Source organism: Lentzea sp. NBC_00516 (assembly GCF_036346835.1).
GTDB lineage: Bacteria > Actinomycetota > Actinomycetes > Mycobacteriales > Pseudonocardiaceae > Lentzea > Lentzea sokolovensis.
The window spans coordinates 6,788,234-6,800,113 of the sequence record NZ_CP107840.1 but is presented as its reverse complement, the minus strand read 5'-3'; the positions used below and the strand labels follow the sequence as shown (position 1 = coordinate 6,800,113).

At 67.4% G+C, this 11,880-nt stretch carries 15 protein-coding genes and 1 tRNA gene; 7 read left to right on the top strand and 9 right to left on the bottom strand.

All coding sequences use genetic code 11. The features are described from left to right. Positions 1-40 precede the first annotated feature (40 nt). A tRNA-Thr gene (locus OG205_RS30850) sits at positions 41-114 on the top strand. Between the two features lie 19 nt (positions 115-133). Here the strand turns inward: OG205_RS30850 and OG205_RS30845 are convergent. Together OG205_RS30845 and OG205_RS30840 are read right to left on the bottom strand one after the other, a co-directional pair. Continuing rightward, the gene (locus OG205_RS30845; RefSeq protein ID WP_330271487.1) at positions 134-574 is read right to left on the bottom strand and encodes an NUDIX hydrolase; all 441 of its coding nucleotides are present in this window, start codon (positions 572-574) and stop codon (positions 134-136) included. Positions 575-595: 21 nt separating this feature from the next. Further along, positions 596-1,252 carry an HNH endonuclease family protein gene (locus tag OG205_RS30840; protein WP_330271486.1) on the bottom strand — a complete coding sequence of 219 codons (657 nt, stop codon included), beginning with the start codon at positions 1,250-1,252 and terminating at the stop codon, positions 596-598. Positions 1,253-1,317: 65 nt separating this feature from the next. Between OG205_RS30840 and OG205_RS30835 the strand changes: the two genes are divergently transcribed. Next, complete coding sequence (locus tag OG205_RS30835; protein WP_330271485.1) at positions 1,318-1,491, top strand: hypothetical protein; 174 nt, start codon at positions 1,318-1,320, stop codon at positions 1,489-1,491. Beyond that, positions 1,488-2,897 (top strand): DUF885 domain-containing protein, encoded by a 1,410-nt coding sequence (locus OG205_RS30830; protein ID WP_330271484.1) that lies wholly within the window; start codon positions 1,488-1,490, stop codon positions 2,895-2,897. The genes OG205_RS30835 and OG205_RS30830 overlap by 4 nt, the downstream gene beginning before the upstream one ends. Here OG205_RS30830 and dctA read toward each other — a convergent pair. After that, positions 2,787-4,121: a C4-dicarboxylate transporter DctA gene (gene dctA, locus OG205_RS30825; protein WP_330271483.1), complete on the bottom strand. Its 1,335-nt coding sequence runs from the start codon at positions 4,119-4,121 to the stop codon at positions 2,787-2,789. The two genes, OG205_RS30830 and dctA, sit on opposite strands and share 111 nt — an antisense overlap. An 85-nt stretch (positions 4,122-4,206) precedes the next feature. On the opposite strand from dctA, the gene OG205_RS30820 reads away from it, so the two are divergent. Then, the gene (locus OG205_RS30820) at positions 4,207-5,025 is read left to right on the top strand and encodes an endo alpha-1,4 polygalactosaminidase (protein ID WP_330271482.1); all 819 of its coding nucleotides are present in this window, start codon (positions 4,207-4,209) and stop codon (positions 5,023-5,025) included. Here OG205_RS30820 and OG205_RS30815 read toward each other — a convergent pair. Together OG205_RS30815 and OG205_RS30810 are read right to left on the bottom strand one after the other, a co-directional pair. Further along, the gene (locus OG205_RS30815; RefSeq protein ID WP_330271481.1) at positions 4,998-5,738 is read right to left on the bottom strand and encodes an SRPBCC family protein; all 741 of its coding nucleotides are present in this window, start codon (positions 5,736-5,738) and stop codon (positions 4,998-5,000) included. The genes OG205_RS30820 and OG205_RS30815 overlap by 28 nt on opposite strands. Continuing rightward, positions 5,735-6,340 carry an ArsR/SmtB family transcription factor gene (locus OG205_RS30810; protein WP_330271480.1) on the bottom strand — a complete coding sequence of 202 codons (606 nt, stop codon included), beginning with the start codon at positions 6,338-6,340 and terminating at the stop codon, positions 5,735-5,737. Before OG205_RS30810 ends, OG205_RS30815 begins: the two co-directional genes overlap by 4 nt. Before the next feature lie 144 nt (positions 6,341-6,484). Between OG205_RS30810 and OG205_RS30805 the strand changes: the two genes are divergently transcribed. Next, on the top strand, positions 6,485-6,658 hold the full coding sequence (locus OG205_RS30805) for a hypothetical protein (RefSeq protein ID WP_319976003.1): 174 nt from the start codon (positions 6,485-6,487) through the stop codon (positions 6,656-6,658). Here the strand turns inward: OG205_RS30805 and OG205_RS30800 are convergent. From OG205_RS30800 to OG205_RS30790, 3 genes are all read right to left on the bottom strand, one after another. Further along, positions 6,640-7,617 (bottom strand): TIGR03617 family F420-dependent LLM class oxidoreductase, encoded by a 978-nt coding sequence (locus tag OG205_RS30800; protein WP_330271479.1) that lies wholly within the window; start codon positions 7,615-7,617, stop codon positions 6,640-6,642. The two genes, OG205_RS30805 and OG205_RS30800, sit on opposite strands and share 19 nt — an antisense overlap. 18 nt (positions 7,618-7,635) lie before the next feature. Further along, positions 7,636-8,337, bottom strand: a complete 702-nt coding sequence (locus OG205_RS30795) for an excalibur calcium-binding domain-containing protein (protein ID WP_330271478.1) — start codon at positions 8,335-8,337, stop codon at positions 7,636-7,638. 118 nt (positions 8,338-8,455) lie between these two features. Next, positions 8,456-8,908 carry a DUF4442 domain-containing protein gene (locus tag OG205_RS30790; protein ID WP_330271477.1) on the bottom strand — a complete coding sequence of 151 codons (453 nt, stop codon included), beginning with the start codon at positions 8,906-8,908 and terminating at the stop codon, positions 8,456-8,458. Between the two features lie 174 nt (positions 8,909-9,082). Between OG205_RS30790 and OG205_RS30785 the strand changes: the two genes are divergently transcribed. Both OG205_RS30785 and OG205_RS30780 read left to right on the top strand, forming a co-directional pair. Then, positions 9,083-9,604: a MarR family winged helix-turn-helix transcriptional regulator gene (locus tag OG205_RS30785; RefSeq protein ID WP_330271476.1), complete on the top strand. Its 522-nt coding sequence runs from the start codon at positions 9,083-9,085 to the stop codon at positions 9,602-9,604. Between the two features lie 2 nt (positions 9,605-9,606). Beyond that, positions 9,607-11,247: an MDR family MFS transporter gene (locus tag OG205_RS30780; RefSeq protein ID WP_442916603.1), complete on the top strand. Its 1,641-nt coding sequence runs from the start codon at positions 9,607-9,609 to the stop codon at positions 11,245-11,247. A 60-nt stretch (positions 11,248-11,307) separates the two neighbouring features. Here OG205_RS30780 and OG205_RS30775 read toward each other — a convergent pair whose 3' ends face one another. Then, the gene (locus tag OG205_RS30775; protein WP_090070060.1) at positions 11,308-11,814 is read right to left on the bottom strand and encodes an inorganic diphosphatase; all 507 of its coding nucleotides are present in this window, start codon (positions 11,812-11,814) and stop codon (positions 11,308-11,310) included. Between the last annotated feature and the right edge of the window lie 66 nt (positions 11,815-11,880).

The following is an 11,880-nucleotide window of genomic DNA, read 5'->3' as shown; positions in this document are numbered from 1 at the left end:
GAGTAACGCGCTTGCGGGTCGGTTATAGTTATCGCGTCTCGCCGCCTTAGCTCAGTCGGCCAGAGCAGCTCACTCGTAATGAGCAGGTCATCGGTTCGATTCCGATAGGCGGCTCGGTGGGATAAGACCCAGGTCAGGCTTCCTGACCTGGGTCTTTCTTTATGTCGATACCTTCGCCCCGGCGCAGGTCAGCGAACCAGTTCGCGACCGGGCGCCGGTAACCGTGAGGCAGGTTGAGCGCGCTGATCTCGTGCTCGGTGAACAGCCCGATCTCTTTGTGTTCATGCGACAGAACGGGCTCGTCGTCGCTGTCGAGCAGGCACCCGTAGGCCACGATGAACACGTTCTTCCTGGCCACCTCGATGTAGTACATCCACGAGTCGAGGATCGGCCCGACGCTCACCTTCCACCGCGTCTCCTCGGTGATCTCGCGGATGAGGCACTGCTCGGGCGTCTCGCCGGCCTCGATGCGGCCACCGGGCAGTTCCCACTCGTCACGCTCGTTCTTCAGCAGCAGCACCCTGCCGTCGCGGACCACCACGCCCTTGATCGAGACGGGGTACTCGGGGTTCATCTGGCGTCCTCACCGCTCGGGTCAACCGCACGTCGTGAGCGCGCTCTCCAGTGCCGAACGTTCCGCCGCCACCACGCTCAGCCCGTAGGCGGCCTTCACCGTCACATAGATCCGCCCGTACGAACACGCGTACCCGGCGTTGGGCGGCATCCACTCGTCAGGCGTCTTGTCGCTCTTCGACTGGTTGACCTTCCCCGAGACCGCCACGAGGTTGCGCAGGTCGTTGGCCGCGGCCAGGCGCTGTTCGGGAGCCCACGCCGCGGCGCCGCTGCGCCACATCTCCGCCAGTGGCACCACGTGATCGATCTGGATCTTCGAGGTACCGCTGATCCGCGTGCCCGTGTACGGGTCGTCGAGGTTGCCCGACTGGACGCCGCACCGGCCCGGTTTGCGCTCGACCTCGGTCAGGTCGCGGGCCAGGACCTGGCTGCGCTGGTCGCAGCCGTCGCCGTCGGTGTCGAACCAGGGCTGGCCGAACACGCACGCCTTGCCGTCCGAGCAGTCGCGCACGTAGCCGTCCATCCGGCCCGGTACGGCCACGGGCAGCGCCGCGAGCGACGTGCGCGCGGCGGCGGCGTCGAGGGTGCCGGTCGGTACCCGGTCGACCTGTGGACCAGGGGACGACAGGGGGAGCGCGGAACAGCCGGTCAGCAGGATGATCAGCAATAGCCACCGCATGGGTACGGCATACCCGCTACAAAGGCAGGTGATGGCCGCTCAACGGCGTAACTCCTGGGGGACGGATGTCGGAAGCCGACGCGATTGCCGACCGGCTCTTCGACGTGATTCTCGACCGCTATCCGCTCGACGCCAGCCTGATGGGCTTCGACGTCGACCACGAGTCGCTCACCGACCACGGGGAGGAGGCGGGGAGCGGTATCGGGCGCGGCTCCTGGCCATCCGCGAGGACGCGTTGAAGATCGAGCCCGCGACGACGTCCGACCGCATCACGCTGGGGATCGTGCTGCACGAGTTGCGCACGCAGTCCGAGGTCATCGGCTCCCGGCAGATCGAGTTCGGGATCAGCGCCAACATCCGCACGGTCGTTCCCGGCACGTTGGCCAATCTGTCGCGTTCGCCGGTCGACACGCCGGAACGACGGCAGGGCTACCTGCAGCGGTTGCGGGGGCTCGACGGGTTCTTCGCGACGGTGATCGCGCGGCACCGGGCCGGGTTCGCGGACGGTCTGACGCCGGTGGCACACCTGGTGGAACAGGCGATCTCGCTGCTGGACGGGCATCTGGCGAACCTCGGCGCGTTCGACCTGTCGGATGGCGCCGAAGTCGACGAGGTGGTGCGACCGGCGATTCAGGGGTACCGCGACTTCCTGCGGCAGGAAGCCCTTCCACTGGGGCGCGATGCCGGGCACGCCGGGTTGTGCTGGCTGCGGAACGACGCCTACGGCCAGGCGATTCGCGCGCACACGACCGAGGACCTCGACCCGGAATACCTGCACGCCACCGGCATCAGGCTGATCGAGGAGCTCAAGCCGGAGTTCGCGCGGTACGGCGGTGACGGCGTGTTCGAGCGCATTCGCCACGATCCCGCGTTCCGCCACACCGACGCCGACGAGATGCTCCGCGCCGCCCGCGCTGCCGTCGAGAAGGCCGAAGCCGCTGCTCCGCGCTGGTTCCGCACGGTGCCGGACGCGACGTGCGTGATCAAAGCGGCGCCGCCGGGCGTGCCCGCGCACGTGCCGCCGAGCTACTTCCCAGCCGCGGAGGACGGCAGCCGGCCCGGCACGTACTTCGTCAACACCAAGGACCCGCGGAACCGGCTCAGGATCACGGACGAGGCCACGGCGTACCACGAGGCCGTGCCGGGACATCACTTCGAGCACTCGAAGGCCGCGCTGCTGAAGGACCTTCCGGTTCTCAGGCGCAAGGCTCCGATCAGCGTGTTCAGCGAGGGCTGGGCCCTGTACTGCGAACGGCTCGCCGACGAGATGGGCCTCTACAGCGACGACGAGGACAGGCTCGGCATGCTCACGATGGACGCCATGCGCGCGGGCCGGCTCGTCGTCGACACCGGCCTGCACGCCCTGGGGTGGAGCCGTCGGCAGGCCGTCAGCTTCCTCGTCGAGAACACGCCGATGGGGCTCGCGCAGATCGAGTCCGAGGTGGACCGCTGTCTCGGCGAACCCGGCCAGGCGCTCGCGTACGCGTTGGGGCGCCTCAAGTTCCAGGAACTGCGCGCCACCGCGGAACGAGCGCTAGGGACGGCGTTCGACGTCCGCGACTTCCACGAGGCCGTCCTGCGCCACGGCAGGCTCACCCTCGCGCTCGTCGACGAGGTCGTGACCGCGTGGATCGCCGAGCACTGACCGCATCTGCTCGACGTCGAGCATGCCTTCCCAGCGGGACACCACGAACGTCGCCACGCAGTTGCCCAGCAGGTTCGTGAAGACCCGCATCGAGTCCATGATCCGGTCGGCGCCGAGCAGCAACGCCACTGCCGCGGCGGGGATCGAGCCGACCGCGGCGACGGTGGCGGACAGGGCCAGGAACGCCGAACCCGGCACGCCCGCCATGCCCTTGGAGGTCAGCACGAGCACCAGCACGATGGTCAGCTGATCGCCGAGGTCGAGCGGGATGTTCAGTGCCTGCGCCAGGAACAGCGTGGCCAGCGACAGGTAGATCGAGGCGCCGTCGAGGTTGAACGAGTACCCGGTCGGCAGCACCAGGCCGACGGACGTGGGTGCGCAGCCGGCGCGTTGCAGCTTCGCCATCATCCGCGGCAGCACGGCTTCCGACGACGCCGTGCCCAGCGCAAGAAGAAACTCCTCCTTGGTGTAGCGCAGGAACTGGAGGAGGTTGACTCGCGCGAACACCCACGCGATCACCCCGAGCAGGGTGCAGAACAGCAGGGCCGCGCCGTAGGACGCCAGGATCAGCCACAGGTACGTGCGCAACGACCCCAGGCCGTACTGCCCGACCAGGAACGCCATCGCGCCGAACGCACCGAGCGGCGCCAGTTTCATGATGTAGCCCAGCACCGCGAAGAACGCCAGGTTGATGCGCTCCAACAGGTCCACGACCGGTTTGCCGCGTTCGCCGAGCTGGGCGAGCGCGCAGCCGAACAGCACCGCGAACAGCAGCACCTGAAGCAACGCGTTGCGCGCCAGCGCGTCCACCACACTGGAAGGGATGAGGTCGAGCAGGAACTGGACGACGCCGGGGAGGTGGCCGCCCTGCGTCTTCGCCTCGACGGCGGAGGCGTCCAATGTGGACGGATCGACGTTCATGCCGTCGCCGGGACGCACGACGTTGCCGACGAGCAGGCCGAACGCGAGCGCGGCCGTCGACACGACCTCGAAGTAGATCAGCGCCTTCAGCCCGATCCGGCCGACCGCGCGCAGGTCCCCGACCTTCGCGATGCCCGTCGCCACCACGCAGAAGATCAGTGGTGCGATCACCATCTTGATCAGCTTGATGAAGCCGTCGCCGATCGGCTTCAGGTCGGCGCCGAACGAGCGGAAGAAGTGACCGACCAGCACACCGGCGACCACGGCCACGAGGAGCTGCAGGAAGAGCGACCGACTTTTCACCTGACGGAAGCTAAATCTCATTTATGAGCAATGGAGTGCTTTGCTGTTACGCCTGCGCTACCCCATGGATGACAGACTGCCGCGCATGAAAACCGCCGCGGCGGTGGCCGCCCTGCTCCTGCTGGTCACCTCCTGCTCGGACGAGCCGGACCTGCCTCCACGGGAGATGCCGCCCGCCGGCGGGCAGCTCGACTACCAGCTCGGCGGGGCCTACCAGCCCGATGTGCCGGTCAAGATCGTCGTGCGGGACCGCAGCAAGATCGTCGACGGCCGGCGCTACAACATCTGCTACCTCAACGCCCTGCAGACCCAGCCGAACAAGGCGGAGGGCGGGCTGGACTGGTGGCAGAAGAACCACGCCGACCTGCTCGTGAAGAAACCGGACGGTGAGGTCGCGATCGACCCGGAGTGGCAGGAGGGCATCCTCGACATCTCCTCCGGCGACAAGCGGACCAAGATCCTGGAGATCCAGAAGAAGTGGATCAAGGACTGCAAGACGTCCATGTTCAAGGGCGTCGAGCCGGACAACCTCGACTCCTACACGCGCGCCGAGGGGGCGTTCGATCTCAACGCCACCAAGGAGTTCATGAAAGCGTTCGTCAAATACGCGCATGAACAGGGCCTTGCGGTGGCGCAGAAGAACACCGCGGAACTGGGCAGCGCGGGCAAGAAGGAGATCGGCTTCGACTTCGCCATCACCGAGGACTGTCAGGCGCGCGACGAGTGCGGCTCCTACGCGGAGGCGTTCGGCAACGACTTCTTCCAGATCGAGTACACCGACGAGGGGTTCAAGAAGTCCTGCTCTGATCGCGGCGGACGGGTCTCGGTGATCCGCCGCGATCGGAACGTGGTGCCGTACGGGCACGAGGACTACGTCTACGAGGTCTGCCCGCCCACGGTCTGAGTCAGGAAGGCCTGCCACTTCTCGGCCTGCCCGGTCGCGTCGCCGAAGAGGTGGTGACCGAAGGCGCTGGTGCCGTGGAACCGGTAGATGCCCTCAGGACCACGCACGCCGAGGAAGTTGTGCAGGTCGTGACGGACGACGTAGTCCACGACCCCGTTGATGCCGAACGGCTTCAGCGTGACCTCGTCACCGACCTGCGCGTCCTCGGGAACGCCGAGGGCCTTGAGCAGCACCGGCCAGTTGTCGGCGCCCTCCGGCTGCTCCGGCCACTGGGCGAACACGTAGGTGCCCGGCCTGCCCGCGAAGTGCTTGACGTACTCGGCCATCGTGAACAGGTACATGTCCCAGCCCTTCGACTGCTGGTCGACGAACTCGTCGCCCCAGCCGTCGGCGAGGATGCCGGTGTGCACGAACCGCAGCACGGTCGTGCCCTGGTCGCGGCCCTCGATCAGGTACTCCATCGCGTGGAACGTGCCGTCCTCGCCCTTGTCGCTCTCGTAGGCGAGGCGCTTGCCCGGCTCCCACGAGGTGATCGTCGAGGACTCCTGGAAGAACCCCAGGTCGAGTGACATGCGGCCACCCACGCGTCCGTCGACCGTGTGCGGGCCCATGAACCACGAGTCGATGCCCGGGCCGGTCGCGATGGCGTCCCAGACCTGCTCCGGGGTCCCGTCGACCTCGATCTCCTTGCTGATCTCGAACTCGTGGGTCACGACTCTTCCTCCTTGGACGCGTTGGCGTTCACGCTCGGATGCAGGGCGACGACGACTCGGTGCGGACGCCCTCCTTCTGCCTGTTCGTCGTGGTACTTGGCGACCAGCTGCGTCATGAAGCCGGCGAGCTCCTCGGCGAAGGCCGCGCGGTCCGCCGCCGTGGCGAACCGGACCTCACCGTCCAGCGCGAAGGTCGCGAGCCGCTTCTTCGCCTTGGTCGACCCCGTGATCAACGTGCCGACGTCGCGCACCAGCCTCGCCGAGACCGCCAGCAGCCACCGCGCGGACAACCGGTCGGGCGACCGCGCCGGGTCGGGTTGCACGGCCGCGAGCGCCGTCGGGGAGATGACGTAGGAGGCGGCGGTCGCCTGCATGAGGCGCTCGTTCACGTTGCCCTTGCGCCGTTCCTCGACGAGCTCCACCAGGCCGTGCTGCTCCAGCGTGCGCAGGTGGTAGTTCACCTTCTGCCTGGGCAGCCCGACCTTCGCGGCGAGCATCGTCGCCGATCCGGGCTCCACCAGCTCCGCGAGCAGTCGCGCCCGCACCGGGTCCAGCGACACCTCGGCCGCCGAAGGGTCCTCGATCACCGCCACTTCGAACATGGCGTCAGCGTCACACCGAAAACAAAATTAGTCAAGAACTGAGTTGCTGTCGGTAACTTTGCTCCACCTGGGTGGCGTTCGAGCCGGTACCGTAAGCGGCGTCTCGATTGGTCGTTGCTTGTTCGCAACCCCTGAGGAGACGACATGATGATGATGCTGGCCCTGACCCTGCTGGCGCTCCCGTTCGCCCTGACCGCCGCCAACGTCGGCAGACGCAGGTGGATCCGCAAGAGGGGCGTCGCCAGGGTGCGCGCCGAACTCGGCGGTTTCCACGCCGAGCTGGCACGACAGGGGCTCAGTCACTTCTCGGGGCGCTGAGCCGGATCCTTCTGGAGCACATCGCCTGAAGGAGAGATCCTGGTGACGACGTCGCCGTAGCGCGCCAGCAGCGCGTCCGTGACGGTCTCGGCGGTGCCCAGGACGCAGAACTCGGCCAGCACCTCGTCCGTGATCAGCTCGCTCATCTCCGCCCACTGCTGCCGCCGTGACATGCGGTGCAGCTCCTCGTGCAGCGCGCCCCAGCCGTGCAGGTCCAGCACCGGCTTGTACGCGGGCGTCGACCCGTAGAACGCGATCTGCCGCTTGACGTCCGCGATCTCCTCGTCGTTGGTCGCGGCGAACACCGGGCCGCTGATCTCGAAGCCCTCCAACGTCTTTCCGGCCTTCGCCCGCCCGCGCTCCAGCGCAGGCAGCGTCACCTCGCGCAGGTACCGCTCTGTCGTGAAGTTGTGGCACAGGAAGCCGTCCGCGACCTCGCCCGCCACCTCGGTCATCAGGCCGCCGACGCCCGCGAGGTAGATCGGCGCGGTGCCGTGCGGGTTCGGGCCCGGATCGAAGAACGGCGTCATCAGCGTGTGCTTGTAGAACTCGCCGCGGAACGCCAGCCGTTCGCCGGTCTCCCAGGCGTGCCAGATCGCGCGGATGGCCAGGACGAACTCGCGCATGCGTGCGGCCGGCTTGCTCCACGGCATCGCGAAGCGCTTGGTGATGTGCGCCTCGACCTGCGAGCCCAGTCCGAGGTTGAACCGGCCCGCCGACAGCAGTCGCAGGTCGTTCGCCGTGGTCGCGACGGTCATCGGGTTGCGCGCGAACGCCACCGCGATCGCCGTGCCGAGCTCGACCCGCTCGGTCGCCGCGGCGGCACCGGCCAGCGCGAGGAACGGGTCGTGCTTGGTCTCGGCGAGCCAGAACCCGTCGTAGCCCCGGTCCTCCGCCCGCTTGGCGATCGCCCCGGCCTCGCCTGGGGTGTAGTCGACGGCACTGTTGTCCAGCTTCATGCCGATGAGGCTATTGGGTCACCGGTATCCGTACCGGGACTCGCAGGCGACGCCGTTGCGGTTGTCGTCGAGCTCGACGCGGTAGCCGGGCTGGCCCCAGTAGAGCGGCGCCTTGCCGGCCCTGCGCACGTCGTCGCAGCTCGCGTAGAAGACCGGCTTCGGCGTGGCCGTGGTGGCCGGCGGCTTCGGCTTGGTGGTGGTCGTCGTGGGCGGCGGCGGGGGAGGAGGCGGGGCCGAGGAGGTCTCCAGGGCGTCCTTGCCGCCGCACGGCGTTCCCCACAGCCCCATCGGAACGCGCTGCGCGGCGCCCTCGGCTTCCTTCTGCACGGGCGTCGGGGCGCCCGCGATGCGACCGGCGCCGTTGCCCAGAGCGAGCAACGCGTAGTCCGTGCCGTCGGCGAGAGTCAGCGCGCCGGTGGTCTTGTCGTAGCGCACCTGCTGGTTGAGGAGCATCGCCTTGGCGAAGCCGGCGGCGGCCTCAGCCCAGCACGGTCCCGGCTGGGCGAGGCCCGTGACCTCGGCCTTCGATCCGTCGGAGAGCATCACGGCACGGCCGTCGACGATCGACGCCACGCTGATGCCCAACTGGGCGGGCGCGACCGTGACCGACGACGCGGTCACCGGCGTGTCCTCGACCGGTTTCTCCACGGCAACGGGCCTCGACTGCTGTACCTGCGCCGCGCATCCCGCGGTCAGCGCGACCAGCAAGATCCCGCCCACAGTTCTCCACCCCGACATAACTCCAGATAGTGCCCTCGGAACGGAGAGTGGCCAAGGTTACGTATTTCGACCGGAACGGTTCACCGCAGTTTCGAACTGAAATACGGAGATGCCCAGTTCAGCGTGCGGGCTTCAGCGTCCAGACGACGGTCATCTCGCCGGTGGTCACGCCCTCGGCGTTGGTGATCGTGATGGTGACGGGGAATTCGGGGCGCGCACCGGACTCCAGTTCGGCCAGAACCTCGTCCGCGGAACGTCCGAGAACGGCCTCGGCGCGCAGCACGCCCATCGCGATCTTCTTGTAGGAGATGTCGGCGCGGACCGCGAGCGGCGTGGCCTTGCCGAGGTGCGCGGAGAACGCGGCCATCACGACGGCGCCGGACGTGGACTCGCCCAGGCCGAACATCATCGCGGCGTGCGGGCCGCCGATGTGGTTGTGCAGCTCCGGGGTGTCCGGCAGCGACGCGACGACGCGGCCTGCGGAGACCTCCTCGAACTCGATGCCCGTGGTCTTCACGTACGGCACGGCCTGCTTCATGGCATCGGCGACGAACGACACGTCTTGGCTCATGAGAGGCATGCTACCGGCGAGTAACCCAGGCTGCTACCCGTCGGTAACAACTACTCGCCGCGTCCGTACAACTCCACCGTGGAGTGAGACTCGGAACTCACTTGCATTCCGGTGGACCGAGATGGATGCTTGTACTGAGCAACTAGTTGGGTGCTACAAGCAACGAGGTGTCAGATGGTCGATCTGGGCAGGTGCTTCGGCACCGGCATCGATCCGGAGCACGAGCTCGCGGACCGAGTCGGGATGGCGATGGTCCGCATGAACAAGATGCACGCCCAGGTCGCCCATCAGATGGCCAAGCAGGGCATGGACAAGTCCGCCTTCGTGCTCCTCGCGACGCTCTCCGGTCTCGGAGAGTGCCGCTCGAGTGCGCTCGCGGAGGCGGTGCTCTCCGACCCGTCCACGGTCAGCCGGCAGGTCGCCGGTCTGGTGAAGGACGGGCTCGTCGAGAGGCGTGCTGATCCTGCGGACGGACGGGCCAGTGTTCTCGCGGTCACCGAAGCGGGCCGCGAACTGATCCGGAACCGGCGCAGGCAGCGCAACGAGGCGATTCAACAGGTGTTCGCGGACTGGGCCGAAGAGGACCTCAAGGGCTTCGCGGACCTGTTCGAACGCTTCGTCCAGGACTACGAGCGCACGATTCCGGCGCTTTTGACCGAACGCGGGACGGGGACCCGCGCAGGAGGGGAAGTCTAGAAATGTCAACCACAACCGATGCGACACCCACGCCAGGGGTCTCCCTGACGCATCGCCAGATCATGACGATCCTGTCCGGTCTGCTGCTGGGCATGTTCCTCGCGGCGCTGGACCAGATGATCGTCGCCAGCGCCATGAAGACCATCGCGGACCAGCTGCACGGACAGACGTTGCAGGCGTGGGCGACCACCGCCTACCTGATCACCGCGACCATCACGACCCCGTTGTACGGCAAGCTGTCGGACATCTACGGGCGCAAGCCGATGTACCTCGCGGCGATCTCGCTGTTCCTCGCGGGCTCACTGCTCTCGGGCATCGCGACGTCGATGTACGAGCTCGCCGCGTTCCGCGCGGTGCAGGGCCTCGGCGCCGGCGGTCTGATGTCGCTCGCGTTCGCGATCATGGCGGACATCATCTCGCCGCGTGAGCGCAGCAAGTACTCCGCCTACTTCATGGCCGTGTTCGGTTCGGCCAGCGTGCTCGGGCCGGTCATCGGCGGCGTGTTCGCCGGTCTCAACTCGTTCCTCGGTGTCACCGGGTGGCGCTGGGTGTTCCTCGTGAACGTGCCGATCGCGCTGCTCGCGCTGTTCGTCGTCGCCCGCGTGCTGAACATCCCGCACCAGCGGGTCAACCACCGCATCGACTTCGGTGGCGCCATCGCGCTGACCGTCGGCCTGGTGCCGCTGCTGATCGTGGCCGAACAGGGCCGCGAGTGGGGCTGGGCCTCGGCGACGTCGATCGCCATGTACGTGGTCGGTGTGCTCGGCCTGGTGGCGTTCGTGTGGGTCGAGAACCGCATGGGCGACGAGGCGATGCTGCCGATGCGGATGTTCCGCAACCACACGTTCTCGCTGGGCAACGCGATCAACTTCGTGCTCGGCATCGGCATGTTCGGCGGCATGGTCTCGCTCCCGCTGTACCTGCAGATCGTCAAGGGCGTCACGCCGACCACGGCCGGTCTGATGCTGCTGCCGATGACGTTCGGCATCATGTCGGCCACCGCGATCGCCGGCAAGGTCACGTCGAAGACCGGGCGCTACAAGGTGTTCCCGATCATCGGCGCCGGACTGATGGCGGTCGCGCTGTTCCTGCTCAGCACCATCGGCACGGACACGCCGAGCTGGCTGGTCATGGGCTACATGTTCATCATGGGCGCCGGCCTCGGCCAGTGCATGCAGACGCTGCTGCTGGCGATCCAGAACGACGCCGAGCCGCGTGACATGGGTGTGGCGACCGCTTCGGCGACGTTCTTCCGCCAGATCGGTGGCACCGTCGGTACCGCGGTGTTCCTGTCGATCCTGTTCACCACGGTCGGCGACAAGATCGCGGAAGGCCTGAAGGCCGCGGCGCAGACCGACGCGTTCAAGATCGCTCTGGGGCAGAACCCGGAGTTCGCGAAGATGCTGCAGGGCGGTGGCGGATCCGGTGTGGACATCAACAACACCGAGTTCCTCAACGGCCTCGACCCGGTGCTGGCGAAGCCGTTCCTCGACGGGTTCTCCAGCGCGATCGACACGGTGTTCATGACCGGCGGCATCGTGATGATCGCGGCGTTCGTCCTCGTGTGGTTCCTGCGCGAGAAGCCGCTGTCGACCAGGTCCGGCCTGGAGCGCGTGGCGGACGCGGAGTCCATCGCCGTCTGAGTTCTACACGGGCAACAAAAAGAGGGGCCGCTCCGAGCGGCCCCTCTTTTTCGTCGTCAGCTAGTGCAGCGTTTCGCCGCGCGCCTCGGCGTCCTTGAGACGCTGGTAGGAGCGCTTGACCTCGGCCTCGGCCTCGGTGCGGCCCACCCAGCTCGCGCCCTCGACGCTCTTGCCGGGCTCCAGGTCCTTGTAGACCTCGAAGAAGTGCTGGATCTCCAGGCGGTCGAACTCCGCCAGGTGGTGGATGTCGCGCAGGTGCTCGTGGCGCGGGTCGAAGGCCGGGACGCACAGAACCTTGTCGTCGCCGCCCTTCTCGTCGGTCATGCGGAACATGCCGATCGCGCGGGCGGCGATCAGGCAGCCGGGGAACGTCGGTTCCTGGACGAGGACGAGGGCGTCCAGCGGGTCGCCGTCCTCACCCAGGGTGTTCTCGATGAACCCGTAGTCGGCCGGGTACTGCGTCGACGTGAACAACGTGCGGTCGAGGCGGATGCGGCCACTCTTGTGGTCCACCTCGTACTTGTTGCGCACGCCCTTGGGGATCTCGATCAGGACGTCGAATTCCACTGGTCCTCGCTCATGTAGCCCATTCGTGATGCCCACTAGTGTGGACCACAACGCCTTGTCAACCCT

Bases quoted from the DNA above. Each gene is read 5' to 3' on its own strand.
- OG205_RS30845 (WP_330271487.1), bottom strand. From the start codon at position 574: ATGAACCCCGAGTACCCCGTCTCGATCAAGGGCGTGGTGGTCCGCGAC.
- OG205_RS30840 (WP_330271486.1), bottom strand. From the start codon at position 1,252: ATGCGGTGGCTATTGCTGATCATCCTGCTGACCGGCTGTTCCGCGCTC.
- OG205_RS30835 (WP_330271485.1), top strand. From the start codon at position 1,318: ATGTCGGAAGCCGACGCGATTGCCGACCGGCTCTTCGACGTGATTCTC.
- OG205_RS30820 (WP_330271482.1), top strand. From the start codon at position 4,207: ATGAAAACCGCCGCGGCGGTGGCCGCCCTGCTCCTGCTGGTCACCTCC.
- OG205_RS30810 (WP_330271480.1), bottom strand. From the start codon at position 6,340: ATGTTCGAAGTGGCGGTGATCGAGGACCCTTCGGCGGCCGAGGTGTCG.
- OG205_RS30805 (WP_319976003.1), top strand. From the start codon at position 6,485: ATGATGATGATGCTGGCCCTGACCCTGCTGGCGCTCCCGTTCGCCCTG.
- OG205_RS30800 (WP_330271479.1), bottom strand. From the start codon at position 7,617: ATGAAGCTGGACAACAGTGCCGTCGACTACACCCCAGGCGAGGCCGGG.
- OG205_RS30790 (WP_330271477.1), bottom strand. From the start codon at position 8,908: ATGAGCCAAGACGTGTCGTTCGTCGCCGATGCCATGAAGCAGGCCGTG.
- OG205_RS30785 (WP_330271476.1), top strand. From the start codon at position 9,083: ATGGTCGATCTGGGCAGGTGCTTCGGCACCGGCATCGATCCGGAGCAC.
- OG205_RS30780 (WP_442916603.1), top strand. From the start codon at position 9,607: ATGTCAACCACAACCGATGCGACACCCACGCCAGGGGTCTCCCTGACG.